The sequence below is a fragment of the Trinickia caryophylli genome, from assembly GCF_034424545.1.
GTDB classification, from domain to species: domain Bacteria; phylum Pseudomonadota; class Gammaproteobacteria; order Burkholderiales; family Burkholderiaceae; genus Trinickia; species Trinickia caryophylli.
Genome location: NZ_CP139970.1, coordinates 2,637,663 through 2,656,557 on the forward strand (window position 1 = coordinate 2,637,663; position 18,895 = coordinate 2,656,557).

An 18,895-nucleotide genomic window follows, 5' to 3' on the forward strand; every position below is an offset into this window, starting at 1 on the left:
AGAGCCATACGACATGCGTTTCAACCGGGCATGCGTAGGTGGGACGAACCCATACCTGTGTATGCGCAGCGGGTATCAGGCGGGTGTCAATGCTCGCCGATACTGAATGGCCTCGGCCACCTGCGCCGAATCGGGCATTGCGTCGCCAGCCAGGTCCGCGATGGAACGCGCGACCTTCAGCACGCGGTAATAGCTGCGTGCGGACCATCCAAAGCGCTCGCTCGCTTCGCGCAACAGCAGCTCGCCGGCGCTGTCGAGGCGACACACGTCGTCCACTTCGCGTCCGCTCAACTCTCGGTTCGTCTTCCCTTGCCGCGCCAGTTGCCGCTCGCGCGCCGCAGCAATGCGCGGCGCGATCGACGCACTGGATTCCCCCGAGCCAGCCGCGCGCGCCGAGAGCTCGGCCGGCGTAAGAGCGGGCAGTTCGATCTGAATGTCGATGCGATCGACGAGCGGCCCGGAGAGCTTGCGCAAATAACGCGCGGCGATCTCGGGCGTGCACCGGCAGCGGCCCGACGGATCGCCGCGCCAGCCGCAAGGGCAGGGGTTCATGGCGGCCACCAGTTGGCAGGCCGCCGGAAAATCGGTTTGCAGCGCTGCCCGCGAGATCGTAATGCGGCCTGCCTCGAGCGGCTCCCGCAGCGTTTCGAGCACGTCGCGGTCGAATTCCGGCAACTCGTCCAGAAACAGCACGCCGAGGTGCGCCAGCGTGATTTCGCCGGGCTGAGGCGGGTTGCGGCCGCCGACGAGCGCCGCCGCACTCGACGAGTGATGAGGGGCGCGAAACGGCCGTTGCCGCCACTGCGCCGGCGAAAAGCCGAGCACGCTTGCCGAGAGCAGCGCGGCCGACGCCAGGGCCTCTTCGTCGGTCATGGGCGGCAGGAGGCCCGGCAGCCGTGCGGCAAGCATCGACTTGCCCGCGCCCGGCGGCCCGACCATCAACATATGGTGCCCGCCGGCCGCGGCGATTTCGAGCGCGCGCCGCGCGCCGGGCTGGCCGATGACGTCGGCCATATCGGGCGGCGCGCCGGCTTCATGGCGGTCGATGGCCGGCGCATCGAGCGGTGCGAGCCGCGAGTCCGTGGCGCCGGCCAGATGCGCACAAAGAGCGGGCAAGTCGGGGGCGCCGTAGACGGCGACGCCGGGTACGAGCGCGGCTTCGTCGGCGCTTGCGAGCGGAAGATAGAGTTCGGGCAGCGGGGCGGCACCCTGCTGCGCATCCGCTTCGCGCGGCGCGCGCCGCGCGGTGCCGCAGGCCATCGCGAAGGCCCCGCGCATCGGACGCAGCGCGCCGGTCAGCGACAACTCGCCCGCGAACTCGCGGCCGGCCAGCGAGGCCACCGGAATCTGCCCGCTCGCCGCGAGAATCCCGAGCGCGATCGGCAGATCGAAACGCCCCGATTCCTTAGGCAGATCGGCCGGTGCGAGATTGACGGTGATACGCCGGACGGGAAAGTCGAACCGGCAGTTTTGCAGGGCGGCGCGTACGCGCTCGCGGCTTTCGCGGACTTCGAGATCGGGCAGTCCGACGATCGAAAACGACGGCAACCCGTTGGCGAGATGGACTTCGACGGTTACTTCGGGCGCGCGGCCGGACGCCGGCGCGCGCGAGCGCACCACGGCAAGCGACATGTGTTCTCCGGGTAAGCGGGCCGCGCGAGGCGGCGGCCCTGTCTATGACTGCGGCTTCACGGCTCGCTTGCCGTTCGCGCTTTCGCGGCGATCAGGATTCCTGCGCGGCCGCGTCAGTTGTGCAAACACTCTAGCAACGATCAATCGGTCCCGCCAGCGCGGTGGGCTGATGTTGGCCATCAGGCCGATGCCCGGTGCGGCAGCCCGTGGCTCACTCGAGTCGCTGCTCAGCGAGGGGGCAGACGGCCTCTTGGCTTCAGCTATGGGATTCGTGAAACGGGGCAAGGTCATGTATGCGCCCCTAAGTATCCGAACTTCTTGTTGTGCCAAAGCTTCCTGCTTGCCTCGAACCGATCGCGCGATTAACATGGCCGTGTGATTTAACATGGCCAACTGAAATAACATGGGCAAGTGATATGAGCAATCTACACTTTGCGCCCGGAGCCGCCGACCGCCTCGCGCGCCACTCCGTGCATGCGCTTTTCCGGGGCCAGGGATGGGATGTCATTGAGAAGGGCGAGGACGGCAAGGGGGCGGATTTCATTCTGACGAGCCCCCGTGGCCAGACGTATCACGTCGTATTGAAGGCGCTGACCGAAGGGCGTGCCGATCGCGCGATCCCGCTATTCTCGCAGGCTCTGCTGGAGTCGCGCGCACGCGCGAACGAACGGCACGACCGATCCTACCCGGCTGTCATCCTCTGGGTGGGAGTCGCATCGCACGCTCTCATCAGAAAGCTCGTGGACTTCCAGAAGGAGTATGGGAGCGGTGAACCGTTCGCCATCCTCTCAGACGTGCCGCTGTACGCTGATTTCCCCGAACTGGAGGCCGAAGAGCCGCCGCCGAGCGTGCGGCGCAGCGGCCATTCGGCACCGCCGACGCTCGTTTTCTCCGACCTCGCCCAATGGATGCTCAAGCTCCTGCTGGCGGCCGACATCAAGCGCGAGGGCCTGATAAGTGCCCCGGGAAAGACGTACATGACGGCGACCGGGCTTGCGCGGGAAGCTCGCGTATCTGTCATGAGTGCCACTCGGCTCATCAATGCCCTGAAAGAAGAAGGTTTGGTCGAATTGGCGCCCCATCTGCGGATCGTGCAGCGACGCAAGCTTGCGCAACGTTGGAAGGCAGCGTACGTGAAACCGGCCGCCGGCGTGCCGATGAAATATCTCGCGGGGGGCGTGCCCGAGGAGCAGCAGTTACGAAAGACGCTCAAGCGCGAAGAAGCGGCGACGCTGGGCCAGTTTGCGGCGGCCAACGCTCTGCGCGTAGGGCACGTTCATGGCGCAATACCGACCCTCTGGGTGCTCGATCTCGCAGCGGCTGAAGGATGGCGGGGTCTGAAGCGTGCGCGCGAGGGCGAACGGCCGGATCTGATCCTGAAGCAGCACCCGTATCCGCAATCGCTGCTTCGCGGGCGCGTGATGCGTGATGGAGTCTGGGTGTCCGACATCATCCAGACCTGGCTCGACGTTTCCGCCGACCCGACACGCGGTGCGGAGCAGGTCGCCGAGCTCGAGCACGGCGTTCTGGCAAAAGTAGTGGGAGAAAAAATGTGAGCGACTTCGCGGAATTCAGCAAACTTGCCATGACCCTGGAGCCGTGGCGCACGCAGATTGTCTTCGTTGGCGGATGGGCATTCCGGCTCTATGGCTATGAGCCGCGTGCTTACACGGCGGACCACAAGCCGATCTTCACCCAGGACGCGGACGTGGCATACGACAAGCGCGAGCTGCGCGAAGGCGATATCAAGGCGGCATTGGAAGGCGCTGGCTTCACTGAGCAACCGAACCTTGCTGGCGGTTTCAGACCGCCGGCAATGCGCTACAACCTGGGTGGCGATGAAAACGGGTTTTACGCTGAGTTTCTTACGCCGCTCACCGGTAGCGGGAAAAAGCGCGACGGGAAAGGAGGATGGGAGGAGGACGCGACCGAACTGCACGCGGGTGTCGTCGCGCAAAAACTTCGGTTCCTCGAAGTTCTCCTGTTCAAACCCTGGCTGGTGACGATCCCGAAAGAAGAGTCCGGGCTTTACGAGGCCGTGACCGATCTTCGCGTGCCGAACCCGGTGAGTTTCATGGTCCAGAAGCTCTTGATCAGGGACAGGCGGGAAGGGAAAAAGCGCGCTCAGGACGTCCTCTACATAAGTGACACGCTCAAGATTTTCTACGGAGCAATCGAGAGTGATCTAGTTCCAATCTGGAAGGAACTGGAGGCCACGCTGCGTGCCAACCAGCGAAAGTCGGTTCGCAAAGGCGTGCGCGAGCTGTTCTCGGAGATGAACGACGTGATCCGCGAAGCGGCAGAGATTCCTGATGACAAGCGGGACCCTGGAGCGATGCTACAGCTGTGCAGGGAAGGCTTCGAAGAACTCTTCGGCGAGGTCTAGTCCGCCGCCGCGGTGCTCAGGCGTTGCCGGAGCCATCTCCGCTCGACCTTGCCGGCGCTGGCGATCCAGTCAGAAGGGCGAGAAACGCACGTGCTGACATACTTCGGGCGCGCGGCCGGACGCCGGCGCGCGCACCACGGCAAGCGACATGTGTTCTCCGGGTAAGCGGGCCGCGCGAGGCGGCGGCCCTGTCTATGACTGCGGCTTCACGACTCGCTTGCCGTTCGCGCTTTCGCGGCGATCAGGATTCCTGCGCGGCCGCGAGCTTCTGCTCGAGCTCGGCCACGCGCCGCTCGAGTTCCTCGAGGCGCGTGCGCGTGCGCAGCAGTACCTGCGCCTGCGTATCGAATTCCTCGCGCGTCACGAGGTCGAGCTTTGAAAACCCTTGGGAAAGCATCGCCTTCACGTTGCGCTCGACGTCTTTCGCCGGCGAGTGCTTGAGCAGCTCGCTCATGCGCGCCTGGAAGTCCTGAAAGAAATCGTTCGGTTGCTTCATGATGGTTCCCCTTCGGTGCACATAAAAAGTGCGGATGATTTGCGAACTACCGTCTATAACGCACGAATGATCCAGTTTGGTGCGTTGCCGCGCCGCACGCGCCGGACGATGTACGCCGTTGGTGCGTGCGCGCCGCGTCGGTTGTGCGAACACTCTAGCAACGATCCATGGGCCGCGCCAGCACAGTACGCCGATGCTGGCCATCCGGCCGATGCCGCGCGCCGATTCGCCGCGTGCCCTGCCCATGGCACGAAAGGAGGTGATGGCACATAAGTTGCTCTTGTCGGACCCGCACTGGCCGGCGCACGGAGGCCACGGCAGTCGTCCCGGGGTGGCCGGCACCGGCAACGGGTTCTCGCAACGAAAAAGAGGATTTTCATGAAGCTCATTACCGCAATCATCAAGCCGTTCAAGCTCGATGAGGCGCGCGAAGCGTTGTCGGCGATCGGCGTCTCGGGCATCACGGTGACGGAGGTCAAGGGGTTCGGCCGCCAGAAAGGTCACACCGAGCTCTACCGCGGCGCCGAATACGTCGTCGACTTCCTGCCGAAGGTCAAGATCGAGGCCGCTGTCTCGGACGACATCGTCGATCAGGCGATCGAGGCGATCGAGCGGGCAGCGCGCACGGGCAAGATCGGCGACGGGAAGATCTTCGTGACGCCGATCGAGCAGGTGATTCGTATCCGTACTGGGGAGACGGGCGCTGACGCCCTGTAAATTCAAAGAGTTAGCGATAAGAGGAAACCGAAAGATGCGCAAATTCCTGATGTCCTTGGCGATGGCGGCGTCGCTGCTCGCAGGCGGCGTCGGCGCCGCCCTGGCAGACGATGCGTCGGCACCGGCAGCAGCTTCCGCGGCCACCGAGGCCGCTTCCAGCGCGGCACCCGATGCGAGCGCGGCGGCTGCCGCCTCGGCACCGGCTGCGGCTCCCGCAGCCGCCGATGCGTCGGCGCCCGCGGCTGCGGCAGCGGCTTCGGACGCGACTCCCGCCGCGCCCACCGCGCCGTTCTCCGTCGATTCGTCGAAAATCAGCTCGGGCGACACGGCCTGGATGCTGACGTCCACGGCGTTGGTGCTGTTCATGACGATTCCGGGCCTCGCGCTCTTCTACGGCGGCATGGTCCGCAAGAAGAACGTGCTTGCCACGGTGATGCAGAGCTTCGCGATCACCTGCCTCGTGACCGTGCTGTGGACCGTCGTCGGTTACAGCCTCGCGTTCACGCCCGGCAATGCGTTCATTGGCGGCTTCTCGCGCCTGATGCTCTCCGGCATGGCGTTCGTCAAGGGCGACAAGGCCACGACGCTGACCGTCAGCCATCTGGCACAGACGATTCCGGAGTCGGTCTACTTCGTCTATCAGATGACGTTTGCGATCATCACGCCGGCTCTCATCACCGGTGCGTTCGCCGATCGCATGAAGTTCTCGGCGATGCTGGTCTTCATGACGCTCTGGTCGCTCATCGTCTACTCGCCGGTGGCCCACATGGTCTGGGAACCGACCGGCTGGCTCGCGTCCGCGGGCGTCCTCGACTTCGCGGGCGGCACCGTCGTGCACATCAACGCCGGTATCGCCGGCCTCGTCTGCGCGGTCGTGTTGGGCAAGCGTGTCGGCTATGGCCGTGAAGCCATGGCGCCGCACAACCTCGTGCTGACGCTGATGGGCGCCGCAATGCTGTGGGTGGGCTGGTTCGGCTTCAACGCCGGGTCGGCCGTGGCGGCCGACGGCCGCGCCGGTTTTGCAATGTTGACGACGCAGGTCGCAACGGCCTGCGCCGCGCTCGCCTGGATGTTTGCCGAATGGATCGCCAAGGGCAAGCCGTCGGCGCTCGGTATCGCGTCGGGTGCGGTTGCCGGCCTCGTGGCGATCACGCCGGCGTCGGGCTTCGTTGGCGTGGGCGGCTCGCTCGCGATCGGCATTGCCGCTGGCGTGGTCTGCTTCTGGTCTGCTACCTGGCTCAAGAGCAAGCTTGGCTATGACGATTCGCTCGACTGCTTCGGCGTGCACGGCGTAGGCGGTATCCTCGGCGCTATCCTGACCGGCGTGTTCGCGGTCAAGGACATCGGCGGCTTCGACGGCAGCGTGATCCTGCAGCTCAAGGGCGTCCTCACGACGGTCGTTTACAGCGGCGTGGTCAGCTTCGTCCTGCTGAAGCTCATCGACATGGTCATCGGCCTGCGTGTGGCCGAAGAAGAAGAGCGTGAAGGTCTCGACGTCGTGCTCCACGGCGAGCACGTCGAATAAAGGCGTCCCTCCTCTCCAGAAACCGCAAGCAACAGAGCACAGCGATTTGGCCCGCCTTCACGGCGGGCTTTTTTTTATGGCGCGCCCCGTGCGGCGCCAGCCCTCTTCGGCCGCTTCCGGCCATGCTCCGGCCCGCCGCCGTTCGACCCTTCTCTCAATCGGGTCAATAGGAACGGCGCGGCCTCATTGTCCTTGCGAAACGCCGGATCATCCCCAAATCGCCAGGGCAATTGCTCTACAATCTTTTTCTACCCTGTCTGCGAGTGCTCAATGGTTCCGCACCTTGTTACGGCGTTAAACGGTCCGCTGCTCGACCTCGAGCGGAAGATCCTCGATGCCACGCCGGCGATCGAGCGCTGGTTCCGGCTCGAATGGCAGGAACACACGCCGCCTTTCTATTGCTCGGTCGATCTGCGCAACGCCGGATTCAAGCTGGCGCCCGTTGATACGAACCTCTTTCCGGGCGGCTTCAACAACCTGCCGCCCGAGGTGCTGCCGCTCGCCGTGCAAGCGGCGATGGCCTCGATCGAGAAGATCTGCCCCGACGCGAAAGGGTTGTTGATCATTCCAGAGCATGAGACGCGCAACGCTTTTTACCTCGAAAACGTGGCCCGGCTCGCCACGATCATGCGGCAGGCCGGTCTGAACGTGCGCTTCGGCACGCTCGACGAGAACATCGCCGGCCCCGTGACCATTTCGCTGGCGGATGGGCAGAAGATCGTGCTCGAGCCGCTCGAGCGCACGCCGCGCCGGCTCGGCCTCAAGAATTTCGATCCCTGTTCGATCCTGCTCAACAACGACCTCTCCTCCGGCGTGCCGGCCGTGCTCGAGAATCTGCACGAGCAGTACCTGCTGCCGCCGCTTCATGCCGGCTGGGCCGTGCGCCGCAAGTCGACGCATTTCGCCTGTTATGACGACGTGGCGAAAAAGTTCGCGAAGCTCGTCGAAATCGACCCGTGGATGGTCAATCCGTATTTCGCGCACGTGGAAGGCGTCGATTTCACGGCGCGTACGGGAGAGGAGGCGCTTGCCGACGCCATCGACGCCGTCATCAAGAAAATCGCGCGCAAATACCGCGAGTACGGCATCGGCGAAAAGCCCTATGTCGTGGTCAAGTCCGACGCCGGTACGGGCGGGCGCGGCGTGATGACGGTGCACGATGCCTCGGAAGTCGCCAGTCTGACGAAAGGCGAGCGGGTCCGCATGTCGGCGACCAAAGGCGGGCTCGAGGTGCACGACGTCATCGTGCAGGAGGGTGTCTACACGTTCGAGCGCATCGGCGAAGAGGTGGCGGAACCCGTCGTCTATATGATCGATCGCTATGTGGTGGGCGGCTTTTACCGCGTGCACGGCTCGCGCGAGCGCGATCAGAACCTCAACGCGCCGGGGATGCACTTCGTGCCGCTCGGATTCGAGCACACGGCGCTGCCCGATGCCCACGCCAAGCCCGGCGCGGCACCACCCAACCGGTTCTACATGTATGGCGTCGTCGCGCGCCTCGGCTTGCTCGCGGCGTCGGTCGAGCTCGAGAAGACGGACCCGGAGGCGATTCAGGTTTGACCCGCGCGCGGCGGGAACACGAACGAAGACCGAACGATCGAGCCCGGGCACGGGCCGTCAGGAGTTTCATGGACATCCTTTTCATTGCCGATCCGCTTTCGCATTTCAAGATCTACAAGGACTCGACCTACGCGATGATGGCCGAGGCCGCGCGGCGCGGCCACACGATCTTCGCCTGCGAGCCCAAGCATCTCGCCTGGACCTCGGGCGATGTCGAGGCGACGGTGCGGCGCGTGACCATGGTTGGCGATCCGGCCGATCTGCACCGCCATCCGTGGCACGAGAACGGCGCCCACGAGCACCGGTCGCTGACCTCGTTCGGCGCGGTCCTGATGCGCAAGGATCCGCCGTTCGACATGGAATACGTCACATCGACCTGGCTGCTCGAACTCGCGCAGCGCGCCGGGGCGCGCGTGTTCAACCGACCGCAGACCATTCGCGACCATTCGGAAAAGCTCGCCATCGGCGAGTTCCCGCAATTCGTCGCGCCGACGCTCGTCACGCGCGACGCGGCGCGCCTGCGCGCATTTCATGCGGAACACGGCGACGTGATCCTGAAGCCGCTCGACGGAATGGGCGGCATGGGCGTGTTTCGCGTCAAGCAGGACGGAATGAACCTCGGCTCGATCATCGAGATGCTGAGCCATGACGGGGCACGCTCGGTCATGGCGCAGAAGTTCATTCCCGATATCACGGCCGGCGACAAGCGGATTTTGCTGATCGGCGGCGAACCGGTGCCCTATTCGCTCGCGCGCATTCCTCAGGGCAACGAGGTGCGCGGCAACCTCGCCGCCGGCGGCGTGGGGGTGGCGCAGCCGCTCAGCCCGCGCGATCGGGAAATCGCCGAGACGCTCGCGCCCGTGCTCGCCTCGCGCGGGCTACTGCTGGTCGGCCTCGATGTGATCGGCGATTGGCTCACCGAGGTCAACGTTACGAGCCCCACCTGCTTTCGCGAGATCATGGATCAGACGGGCTTCGACGTGGCGGGCATGTTCGTCGACGCCCTCGAGCGTGTCGCGGCCTGACCGAGCCGGGCGCATCGACGCTTCCGGTGCGCCGCGTCGGGGAAAAAAGGGCGGGAAAGCGTGGGCCAGCCCGGGCAACGGCATCGAAACCGCGCGTAAATGGCCTGCTACAATTGCTGTCTCGCACAATGCGTCGGAGCGGTGTACCGCACGGGCGCGAACGGCGGCGAGCGAGGCGGGCGGCGGGGCCGTCGCCTCAAGCGTTCAAAGCGCCTCAAGCCGTTTTTTGGTTGCAGGGCTGACATGGCAGGCATCTTGATCATCGCGCACGCGCCTTTTGCCTCCGCGCTAAGGGACTGCGTCGCACATATTTACGGCGGCGTGCCGGCTCACATCGGTGTGATCGATGTCCTGCCCGACAGCGATCCCACGCAGGTGATCGCCTTTGCGCAAGCGGAAATCGAACGGCTGCGCGAAGCGAACGGCGCGCTCGTGCTCACCGATATGTACGGCGCCACGCCGGCCAATATTGCCAGCCGGCTCGCGTCGCTGCCGGACGTGCGCGTGCTCGCGGGCGCCAATCTGCCGATGCTCGTGCGAGCCGTGTGCTATCGCACCGCGCCGCTCGATGCGCTGGTCGACAAGGCGCTGACGGGTGCGGCGAACGGTGTGCATGCCATTGGCCCGCAGATGTCGCCGAGCGAGGGCTGTTCCCCGGCGCCGTGCCTGCCTGCAACCGGCGCCCCCGCTGCAACGGCAGCGGCTTGTGCGGAAGCGGGCACCGTGCTTGGCGCGCCACTGGCGGGCGGGCGCCGCGCGGGTCCGTGAAGTCGTCCATCGTCATCTTTCGCCAGAGTGCCCATCGGAACAGCACATGCTTCAAGAAGAAACGACCATCGTCAATAAATTGGGGTTGCACGCCCGCGCGTCGGCGAAGCTTACTCAGCTTGCAGGCAACTTCCAAGCGGAAATCTGGATGAGCCGGAACGGGCGCCGCATCAATGCAAAGAGCATCATGGGGGTCATGATGCTGGCCGCCGGCATTGGCAGCACGGTCATCATCGAAACCGAGGGGCCCGACGAAGAGGACGCAATGCGCGCGCTCTTGCAACTGATCGCCGATAAATTCGGCGAAGGGCAGTAAGCGGGTCTTTCGCGTTCGTCTGCTAGCTGAAAGGAGCCGCGGTTCGACCGCGGTTTTTTCATATACGGACGCTGCGGCGCGGCATTTCATGTTGCGCCGCATGCAGCCAGCCGCCACGGACAGAATTTATAATCGCTGATCAGGGTCGTATGACCGATGCAGCGGTATTACTCCCGCCGCAGCAAATTCGAGGAGGTGCGCGTGTCGTTCTCGCTGCATGGAATTCCGGTGTCACGCGGGATCGCGATCGGACGAGCCTATCTGATCGCGCCGGCCGCGCTCGACGTCGACCACTACCTGGTTGATACGCCTCAGATCGAGGGCGAAGTCGAGCGGCTCCGCGCGGCGTTGAAGACCGTGCAAAGCGAACTCGAACGGCTCTCCGAAGATCTCGCGGCCGATGCCCCGAGCGAGGTCGGCGCTTTCATTCATGTCCATACGATGATCCTGAACGATGCGATGCTCGTTCAGGAGACGATCGACCTCATCCGTACGCGCCGCTACAACGTGGAATGGGCGTTGACCGAGCAGCTCGAGCGGCTTTCCCGTCACTTCGACGATATCGAGGACGAGTATCTGCGCGAGCGCAAGGCCGACATCGAGCAGGTCGTCGAGCGGATCCTCAAGGCGCTCGCGGGAGCGCCGTCCGCCGCGGCGCTCGTCGACGGCGCGAGCGAATCGAGCGAAGAAATGATCGTCGTCGCGCACGACATCTCGCCCGCCGACATGCTGCAGTTCAAGAACCAGACGTTTCTGGGGTTCGTGACCGACCTCGGCGGCCGCACCTCGCACACGGCGATCGTCGCGCGCAGCCTCGGCATTCCCGCCGCGGTGGGCGTGCAGCATGCGAGCGCGCTCATCAGGCAGGATGACCTCATCATCGTCGATGGCGATCAAGGCATCGTCATCGTCGATCCGGCGCCGATCGTGCTCGAGGAGTACACGTACCGGCAAACCGAAAAGGCGCTCGAACAGAAGAAGCTGCAGCGTCTGAAGTTCTCCCCGACGCAGACGCTGTGCGGTACGAAGATCGCCCTTTGCGCCAACATCGAATTGCCCGAGGACGCTCGCGCGGCCACGGAATCGGGCGCCGTGGGCGTCGGCCTCTTTCGTACCGAGTTCCTGTTCATGAATCACAAGGACCAGTTGCCGGAGGAAGAGGAGCAGTTCGAGGCCTATCGCCGCGCGGTCGAATTGATGGGCGGGCTGCCTGTAACGATCCGCACGATCGACGTGGGCGCCGACAAGCCGCTCGATACGCTTGGCGGCGGCGACGGCTACGAGACGGCGCCCAATCCGGCGCTGGGCCTGCGCGCGATCCGCTGGAGCCTGTCCGAGCCGCAGATGTTCCTCACGCAGTTGCGGGCGATTCTGCGTGCCTCGGCTTACGGCAAGGTCAAGATTCTCGTGCCGATGCTCGCGCATGCTCAGGAGATCGATCAGACGCTCGACCTCATTCGCGAGGCGAAGCGCCAGCTCGACGATGCCGGGTTGGCTTACGATCCGGGCGTTGAAGTGGGAGCGATGATCGAGATTCCCGCCGCCGCCATTGCGTTGCCGCTCTTTCTCAAGCGCGTCGATTTTCTCTCGATCGGCACCAACGATCTGATCCAATACACGCTTGCGATCGATCGCGCCGACAATGCGGTCGCCCATTTGTACGACCCGCTGCATCCGGCCGTACTGCATCTGATCGCCTTCACGCTGCGCGAAGCGAAGCGCGCAGGGGTGCCCGTGTCGGTCTGCGGCGAGATGGCGGGCGACCCGCAATTGACGAGGCTCCTGCTCGGCATGGGCCTCACCGAGTTCTCAATGCATCCGAGCCAGTTGCTCGTGGTGAAGCAGGAAATTCTGCGAGCCGATTTGCGTGCGCTCGAAAAGCCCGTTGCGGACGTGCTGGCTGCGTTCGAGCCGGAAGAGGTTCAGGCCGCGCTCAGGACTGTCGCGGCGGCTTGAAGGCTGCAGGGCCGCTCGTGCATCGTGATCGCGCGCGGGGGCGGCAAGGCCCGTTCAACCCGGCGCCTGGCCCTCGCGTCTACCCATGCACACGGGGCAATCGGGCTGCCGGGCGATTTTCATCGTCGTCCATTCCATCCGCAGCGCATCGAGCATCGTCAGCCGGCCGGTCAGCGTTTGACCTATTCCGCCGATCACGCGCAGCGCCTCCGCTGCCTGCATCGCGCCGATGATGCCGACGGTCGGCGCGAATACACCCATCGTCGAGCAGGCCACTTCCTCGAACGGCTGATCCTCGGGGAAAACGCACGCGTAGCAAGGGGACGCAGGATCGCGGAAATCGAACGTGCTGATCTGCCCGTCGAAGCGCAGGGCGGCGCCTGAAACGAGCGGCACGCCATGCGCGACGCAGGCGCGATTGATTGCATGCCGTGTCGCGAAGTTATCGGTGCAGTCGAGCACCACGCTCGCGCCCGGCACGTGCGCATCGAGCCATGCATCGTCGATGCGCGTGTCGACCGCCTCGACCGTGACGTCGGGATTGAGCCGCGCCAGCGTCTCGCGCCCCGATTCCACCTTCTTGCGGCCGATCGAGGCCGTGGTGTGAAGGATCTGGCGCTGAAGGTTCGTGAGATCGACCGTGTCGGCATCGACGAGCGTCAATCTGCCGACGCCGGACACCGCCAGATACATCGCGGCCGGCGATCCGAGGCCGCCCGCGCCAACGACGATCGCGTTCGCGTCGAGAAAGCGCTGCTGTGCTTCGATGCCTATCTCGTCGACGAGAATGTGGCGGGAGTAGCGAAGAAGTTGATCGTCGTTCATGGTGTCGCGGCATCGTTGCCTGACACCGCACAGAAAACTTCGGATTTCGCCCGGGACGCTGCGGGCATCGGCGAACGATGCCCGCAGCGTCCCAAGGCGGCGCCGTTACTTGCCCGGCACGGCTACCGGCGAGGCCGGCTTCGTCGCCACCGGCGCCGAGGCCGAACGCTCGACCTTGCGTTGCGCGAGGTTGCGCTCGGCAATCGACTTCGACTCCTGGACCGGCTTGCCCTGCAGCTTGTTCACGGCCTGCTGCAGCATGAAGTCGTCGCCCGAGCCGAATTCGATCGGCTTGCGCTCACGATCCTTCGCACGCTGCTCGGGCGTCTTCTTGTCGTTGTCCTGCTCGAGCTGCTGCAACTGCTGCAGACGATCCTTCTCGCGCTGCTCCTGCTCCTTCTTCTCGTCCGGATCCTGCGTGTTCGCAAGGTGGTTCGTGTAGTCGACCTCGCGCGTGACGAAGGCGTCGTCCGGATCGCCTTCCGCGTATTGATCGACCGGAGCGTCGGGGCGGATTCCCTTGTTCTGGATCGAGCGGCCGCTCGGCGTGTAGTAGTACGCCGTGGTCAGGCGCAGCGCCGTATCGGCGGTCAGCGGGCGCACGGTCTGCACCGAGCCCTTGCCGAAGGTGGTTTTGCCCATGATCAGCGCGCGGTGCTGATCCTGCAGCGCACCCGCTACGATCTCCGAGGCCGACGCCGAGTACGCGTTCGTCAGAACGATCATCGGCACCGTCTTGTAGATCGCGGGCAGCGACCTGAGCGGGTCGGAGTCGAACGACGGCAGCCGGTAGTTCGCGTACGTGTCGCGATAAACCTGCTTCGAGTCGGGAATCTGGCCGTTCGTGGAGACGACGACGGAATCGGGCGGCAGGAACGCGCCGGCCACGCCCACGGCGCTTTGCAGCAGGCCGCCGCCGTTGTTGCGCAGATCGAGGACGAGGCCCTTCAGGTTCGGCTGCTCGCGAGCGATGTCGGCGAGCTTCGTGGCCAGATCGGGTACGGTGCGCTCCTGGAAGCTCGTGATGCGCACGTATGCATAGCCCGGGGCAATCACCTTGGACTTCACGCTCTGCACGCGAATGACGGCGCGCGTGACCGTGACGGGGAACGTGCGGTCTTCGCTCTTGCGGAAGATCGTGAGCGTCACCTTCGTGCCGGGTTCGCCGCGCATCTGCTTGACGGCCTGATCGAGCGTCATGCCGCGCACGGGTTTGTCGTTGATACGCGTGATGAGGTCACCGGGGCGGATGCCCGCGCGAAATGCCGGCGTGTCCTCGATCGGGGAGATCACCTTGATGAGCCCGTCTTCCTGCGAGATCTCGATGCCGAGCCCCGCGAAGCGGCCCTTCGTCTGTTCCTGCAGTTCCTGGTAATCGGTCTTGTCGAGATACGACGAGTGCGGATCGAGGCTCGCAACCATGCCCTTGATCGCCTCGGTCAACAGCTTTTTGTCGTCCACGGGGACGACATAATCGTGCTTGATCTGCCCGAAAACCTCGGCGAAAAGACGGAGCTGCTCGAGCGGCAGCGGCGCCGTGGTGGCCTGCTGCGCCGCAGCGGAAAATTGCAGCGTCGCGAATACGCCGGTGGCGAGGCCCGCGGCGATCAGGCCGATGTTCTTGAGTTTCGTGCGCATAGAGTCAGTTGCGTCTCGGGAAACGGGTAGGAGCGCCGATGGCGAAGGACGGTCAAGTATAACTGGTCGCCCCCAGGGTGCGGGCTGGCGTCGGCCGGCGCCGCTGGACTTTCGACAGCGGTCGGCGGCGCACGGTTCGCACCGCGCGCAAGAATCGGGCACGCAAGGGCACTGGTGGAGCGGTTTTGCGGAAGGCGCCGCCGCGGCGCGGGCGCGGCACGCCGGCCGTGCCCATGCTGCGGCATTCCGGCCTCAGCCGGCCTTGCCCTGGCTGGCGACGGCGGCCTGGGCTTTGGCGACGGCCTCCGCATCGCCAAGATAGTAGTGACGGATCGGCTTGAGCGCTTCGTCGAGTTCGTAGACGAGCGGCACGCCGTTCGGGATGTTGAGGCCGACGATGTCGGCGTCGGAGATCTGATCGAGGTACTTGATCAGTGCCCGCAACGAATTGCCGTGCGCGGCGATCAGCACCTTCTTGCTGGCCTTGATGGCCGGCGCGATCGATTCGTTCCAGATCGGCAGTACGCGCGCCACCGTGTCCTTCAGGCACTCGGTGAGCGGCAGCTCCTCGCGCGCCACCTTGGCGTAACGCGGGTCGCCGTAAGAGGCGCGCGGATCCGCCGGCTCGAGCGCCGGGGGCGGCGTGTCGTAGCTGCGGCGCCAGACGAGCACCTGCTCGTCGCCGTACCTGGCCGCCGTTTCCGCCTTGTTCAGGCCCGCGAGCGCGCCGTAATGACGCTCGTTCAGGCGCCAGGAATGGACGACGGGGATGTACATCAGGTCCATCTGATCCTGCACGTGCCAGAGCGTGCGGATCGCGCGCTTGAGCACGGACGTGTAGGCGATGTCGAACGTGTAGCCGCCGTCCTTGAGCAGCTTGCCTGCCTGTTCGGCTTCGCGAATGCCTTGCTCGGTCAGGTCGACGTCGACCCAGCCGGTGAATCGGTTTTCCTTGTTCCACGTCGATTCGCCGTGGCGGATGAGGACGAGCTTATGCATGAGCTTTGTCGGTCGGTAGTAAGGAAGCGCGCGACGCACGGCACGTCCGGTGACCGTTCCAGCCCCCGGTCGCCATCGCGTCAAGCGGATATTTTATAATGGTCCGATTGCCTGCTTTGTTTTCTTCCTTTTTGGCGGATCCTTCGTGACGTTCTTTACCGATTACGCGAACCTCGTTCTCATCGCCGCGCTCCTCGTTTCCGGGGGCATGCTGCTGTGGCCCATGCTCACGGGCCGTGGCGGCCGCGGCGGCCTGTCGGCCCCCGAGGCGACCCAGCTCATCAACCGCCGCAACGCCATCGTCGTCGATCTGCGGCCCGCGGCCGACTACGCGCTCGGGCATCTGCCCGCCGCCCGCCATCTCGAGTTCGCGGAGCTTCAAGCGAAAATCGGCCAGATCGCGAAGAATAAGGCGAGCCCGGTGTTGCTCGTCTGCCAGAACGGTCAGCAGTCCGCGAAGGCGTCGCGCGTCGTGCGCGAGGCCGGCTACACCGAAGTCCATGTCTTGCAAGGCGGCTTGAACGCCTGGCAGCAGGCCGGCATGCCGGTCGTCAAGTAAAAGGAGTCGCGAGCGTGAATAACGTCGTCATGTACAGCACGCAGGTTTGCCCATACTGCCAGATGGCCGAGCGCCTGCTCAAATCGCGCGGCGTCCAGCACATCGAGAAAATTTTCGTCGACAAGGAGCCTCAGCGCCGGGAGGAGATGATGCAGCGCACCGGGCGTCGCACGGTGCCGCAGGTCTTCATCGGCGAAACGCACGTCGGCGGCTACGACGACCTCTCGGCGCTCGATCGCGCCGGCGGCCTGCTGCCGCTGCTCGAGGCGGCCTGACGCCCCGTTGTTCACCCCTGCGCGACGCGCGGCGCCAAGGCGTTTTCGAGCCGCGGCGCCGCGCGCGTCGCGCGAGCCTTCTGCCACTGCGGCTGGCCCTCGGCCGGCCGGATCGAATTCATCCACCGGAGTCACCATGTCGGACCAGAACAACCAGCCGTTTTTCAACATTCAGCGCATCTATCTGAAGGACCTGTCGCTCGAGCAGCCGAACTCGCCGGCGATCTTCCTCGAGCAGGACATGCCGTCGGTGGAAGTCGAGGTCGACGTGAAGGCCGACCGTCTCGCCGAGAGCATCTATGAAATTGCCGTGACCGGCACCGTGACGGCGAAGATCGCCGAAAAGATCGCCTTTCTGATCGAGGCGAAGCAGGCTGGCATCTTCGATATCCGCAACATTCCGGACGAGCAGATCGACCCGCTCGTGGGCATCGCCTGCCCGACCATCCTTTTTCCGTACCTGCGCTCGAACATCGCCGATGCGATCACGCGCGCCGGGTTCCCGCCGATCCATCTGGCCGAAATCAACTTCCAGGCGCTCTACGAGCAGCGCCTCGCGCAGATGAGCGGGCAAAGCGAAGCCGCGAACGGTGCCACGCACTGATACACGCCGCACTCGGCCGTCGATGAAAGTCGCCGTTCTGGGTGCGGGCGCCTGGGGCACCGCGCTCGCCGCGCACCTCGCCGCGCGCCATGACACGTTGCTTTGGGCGCGCGACGGCGCGCTCGTCGACGAGCTGCGCGGCAAGCACGAAAACACGCACTACCTCGGCGGCGTGACGTTGCCCGCCACGCTGGGCTACGAAACCGAGCTCGCCGCGGCGCTCGCGCATTGTGCCGCCGCCGATGCCCTGTGCGTCGTCGCCACGCCGGTCGCGGGTCTGCGCGCGCTTTGCCGTTCGATGCGCGCGCTGCATGCGGTGCCCGCCCACATCGTGTGGGTGTGCAAAGGTTTCGAAGCCGATACGCAGATGCTGCCGCACCAGGTCGTTGCGGCCGAACTCGTGGGGCATCGGAGCAACGGCGTGCTCTCGGGGCCGAGCTTCGCGCGCGAGGTCGCGCTCGGCCTGCCCGTCGCGTTGACCGTTGCGAGCGCATCGGCCGCGTGCCGCGATCTCACGCTCGCGGCGTTTCACCATGGCGCGATGCGCATCTACACGGGCGACGACATCGTAGGCGTGGAGGTGGGCGGAGCCGTGAAGAACGTGCTGGCCATTGCCACGGGCATATCCGACGGCCTCGCGCTCGGCCTGAACGCGCGTGCCGCGCTCATTACGCGCGGCCTGGCCGAGATGACGCGGCTCGGCGTCGCCCTCGGCGGGCGGCCGGAAACGTTCATGGGGCTCACGGGCCTTGGCGATCTGATTCTCACCGCAACGGGCGATCTTTCGCGCAACCGTACCGTCGGCGTGCAACTCGCCGCGGGGCGCACGCTCGACGATATCCTCGGGCAACTCGGCCATGTGGCCGAGGGCGTGCGATGCGCGCAAGCGGTACTCGCGATCGCGCGTGAGCATGGCGTGGATGTGCCGATCACGGAAGCCGTCTGCCGCGTGCTGTTCGAAGGCGTCGCACCGTGCGACGCCGTGAGCGCGCTGCTCAAGCGCGATGCGCGCTCGGAGTCCCGTCCCGCGTCCTGAGCGCGGGTGGCGCCGCATCGTCCAGCCGAACGGGCCCCCGTACCTGTATGGTCCGCTCGTTCGGCTTCATTCAATCGCCCCCTTCGAAGCCGGCCTGACGCCATGCTTCGAATACGACGACTGCCACCGTATTCGACAGATTGAGACTGCGGTTGTCCGGGCGCATCGGCAACCGCACGCGCCGCTCGGCTTGGAACTGCTCGAGCACGGAGGCGGGCAGGCCACGCGTCTCCGCGCCGAACACGAACCAGTCGCCTGGCTCGAAGCGATGGCCGTGAAAGCGGCTCGCGCCGCGTGTCGTGAAAGCGAACATCCGTTGCGGATCGGGCGACTCGTCGGCTAAAAGTGCTTCCCAGTTTCGATGCACGCGCATCTGTGCGTATTCGTGATAATCGAGCCCGGCACGCCGCATTTTCGCGTCGTCGAGCGGGAAGCCTAGCGGCTCGACAAGATGCAGCCGTGCCCCGGTGTTGGCGCAAAGCCGGATGACGTTGCCGGTGTTTGGCGGGATTTCGGGTTCGACGAGAACGACGTTGAACATGTGTGCTCAGAGTGCCAAATGAAGGTGCAGGCTTCGC

19 protein-coding genes are annotated in these 18,895 nt (G+C 65.1%); 13 read left to right on the forward strand and 6 right to left on the reverse strand.

Annotation, left to right across the window (positions count from 1 at the left end; genetic code table 11):
* Positions 1-75: 75 nt before the first annotated feature.
* A complete protein-coding gene (locus tag U0034_RS11855) occupies positions 76-1,632 on the reverse strand; it encodes a YifB family Mg chelatase-like AAA ATPase (protein WP_085227802.1) in 1,557 nt (518 codons plus the stop codon).
* A gap of 323 nt (positions 1,633-1,955) precedes the next feature.
* Here U0034_RS11855 and U0034_RS11860 point away from each other — a divergent pair, with 323 nt between their 5' ends.
* Positions 1,956-3,188 carry an RpiR family transcriptional regulator gene (locus U0034_RS11860; RefSeq protein ID WP_244142496.1) on the forward strand — a complete coding sequence of 411 codons (1,233 nt, stop codon included), beginning with the start codon at positions 1,956-1,958 and terminating at the stop codon, positions 3,186-3,188.
* The gene (locus U0034_RS11865; protein WP_085227804.1) at positions 3,185-4,018 is read left to right on the forward strand and encodes a GSU2403 family nucleotidyltransferase fold protein; all 834 of its coding nucleotides are present in this window, start codon (positions 3,185-3,187) and stop codon (positions 4,016-4,018) included. The genes U0034_RS11860 and U0034_RS11865 overlap by 4 nt, the downstream gene beginning before the upstream one ends.
* Before the next feature lie 241 nt (positions 4,019-4,259).
* Here the strand turns inward: U0034_RS11865 and U0034_RS11870 are convergent, their stop codons facing one another.
* A complete protein-coding gene (locus U0034_RS11870) occupies positions 4,260-4,514 on the reverse strand; it encodes an accessory factor UbiK family protein (RefSeq protein ID WP_085228100.1) in 255 nt (84 codons plus the stop codon).
* A 378-nt stretch (positions 4,515-4,892) separates the two neighbouring features.
* On the opposite strand from U0034_RS11870, the gene U0034_RS11875 reads away from it, so the two are divergent.
* The 7 genes from U0034_RS11875 to ptsP all read left to right on the forward strand — a co-directional run bounded on the left by U0034_RS11875 (position 4,893) and on the right by ptsP (position 12,381).
* Entirely contained in the window at positions 4,893-5,231 is a 339-nt protein-coding gene (locus tag U0034_RS11875; protein ID WP_020566534.1) for a P-II family nitrogen regulator, read from the forward strand.
* 34 nt (positions 5,232-5,265) lie between these two features.
* Complete coding sequence (locus U0034_RS11880) at positions 5,266-6,756, forward strand: ammonium transporter (RefSeq protein WP_085227805.1); 1,491 nt, start codon at positions 5,266-5,268, stop codon at positions 6,754-6,756.
* 270 nt (positions 6,757-7,026) lie between these two features.
* Positions 7,027-8,316 (forward strand): glutamate--cysteine ligase, encoded by a 1,290-nt coding sequence (gshA, locus tag U0034_RS11885; protein ID WP_085227806.1) that lies wholly within the window; start codon positions 7,027-7,029, stop codon positions 8,314-8,316.
* Between the two features lie 68 nt (positions 8,317-8,384).
* Positions 8,385-9,341 (forward strand): glutathione synthase, encoded by a 957-nt coding sequence (gene gshB / locus U0034_RS11890; RefSeq protein WP_085227807.1) that lies wholly within the window; start codon positions 8,385-8,387, stop codon positions 9,339-9,341.
* A 243-nt stretch (positions 9,342-9,584) separates the two neighbouring features.
* Positions 9,585-10,109 (forward strand): PTS sugar transporter subunit IIA, encoded by a 525-nt coding sequence (locus tag U0034_RS11895; RefSeq protein ID WP_085227808.1) that lies wholly within the window; start codon positions 9,585-9,587, stop codon positions 10,107-10,109.
* 46 nt (positions 10,110-10,155) lie between these two features.
* A complete protein-coding gene (locus tag U0034_RS11900) occupies positions 10,156-10,425 on the forward strand; it encodes an HPr family phosphocarrier protein (RefSeq protein ID WP_085227809.1) in 270 nt (89 codons plus the stop codon).
* A 201-nt stretch (positions 10,426-10,626) separates the two neighbouring features.
* Positions 10,627-12,381, forward strand: coding sequence for a phosphoenolpyruvate--protein phosphotransferase (ptsP, locus tag U0034_RS11905; protein ID WP_085228101.1), 1,755 nt, complete (start codon positions 10,627-10,629; stop codon positions 12,379-12,381).
* A gap of 54 nt (positions 12,382-12,435) precedes the next feature.
* On the opposite strand, the gene U0034_RS11910 is transcribed toward ptsP, so the two are convergent.
* The 3 genes from U0034_RS11910 to gpmA all read right to left on the reverse strand — a co-directional run bounded on the left by U0034_RS11910 (position 12,436) and on the right by gpmA (position 15,843).
* Complete coding sequence (locus U0034_RS11910; protein WP_085227810.1) at positions 12,436-13,206, reverse strand: HesA/MoeB/ThiF family protein; 771 nt, start codon at positions 13,204-13,206, stop codon at positions 12,436-12,438.
* Between the two features lie 105 nt (positions 13,207-13,311).
* Positions 13,312-14,844, reverse strand: coding sequence for a S41 family peptidase (locus tag U0034_RS11915; RefSeq protein WP_085227811.1), 1,533 nt, complete (start codon positions 14,842-14,844; stop codon positions 13,312-13,314).
* A gap of 252 nt (positions 14,845-15,096) precedes the next feature.
* The gene (gpmA, locus tag U0034_RS11920; protein WP_085227812.1) at positions 15,097-15,843 is read right to left on the reverse strand and encodes a 2,3-diphosphoglycerate-dependent phosphoglycerate mutase; all 747 of its coding nucleotides are present in this window, start codon (positions 15,841-15,843) and stop codon (positions 15,097-15,099) included.
* Positions 15,844-15,988: 145 nt separating this feature from the next.
* On the opposite strand from gpmA, the gene U0034_RS11925 reads away from it, so the two are divergent.
* The 4 genes from U0034_RS11925 to U0034_RS11940 all read left to right on the forward strand — a co-directional run bounded on the left by U0034_RS11925 (position 15,989) and on the right by U0034_RS11940 (position 18,317).
* Positions 15,989-16,402, forward strand: a complete 414-nt coding sequence (locus U0034_RS11925) for a rhodanese-like domain-containing protein (RefSeq protein ID WP_085227813.1) — start codon at positions 15,989-15,991, stop codon at positions 16,400-16,402.
* A gap of 14 nt (positions 16,403-16,416) precedes the next feature.
* Entirely contained in the window at positions 16,417-16,677 is a 261-nt protein-coding gene (grxC, locus tag U0034_RS11930) for a glutaredoxin 3 (protein ID WP_085227814.1), read from the forward strand.
* Positions 16,678-16,813: 136 nt separating this feature from the next.
* Positions 16,814-17,281: a protein-export chaperone SecB gene (gene secB / locus U0034_RS11935; RefSeq protein WP_085227815.1), complete on the forward strand. Its 468-nt coding sequence runs from the start codon at positions 16,814-16,816 to the stop codon at positions 17,279-17,281.
* A gap of 22 nt (positions 17,282-17,303) precedes the next feature.
* Positions 17,304-18,317: an NAD(P)H-dependent glycerol-3-phosphate dehydrogenase gene (locus tag U0034_RS11940; RefSeq protein WP_085227816.1), complete on the forward strand. Its 1,014-nt coding sequence runs from the start codon at positions 17,304-17,306 to the stop codon at positions 18,315-18,317.
* Positions 18,318-18,387: 70 nt separating this feature from the next.
* On the opposite strand, the gene trmL is transcribed toward U0034_RS11940, so the two are convergent.
* Positions 18,388-18,858 carry a tRNA (uridine(34)/cytosine(34)/5-carboxymethylaminomethyluridine(34)-2'-O)-methyltransferase TrmL gene (gene trmL, locus U0034_RS11945; RefSeq protein ID WP_085227817.1) on the reverse strand — a complete coding sequence of 157 codons (471 nt, stop codon included), beginning with the start codon at positions 18,856-18,858 and terminating at the stop codon, positions 18,388-18,390.
* Between the last annotated feature and the right edge of the window lie 37 nt (positions 18,859-18,895).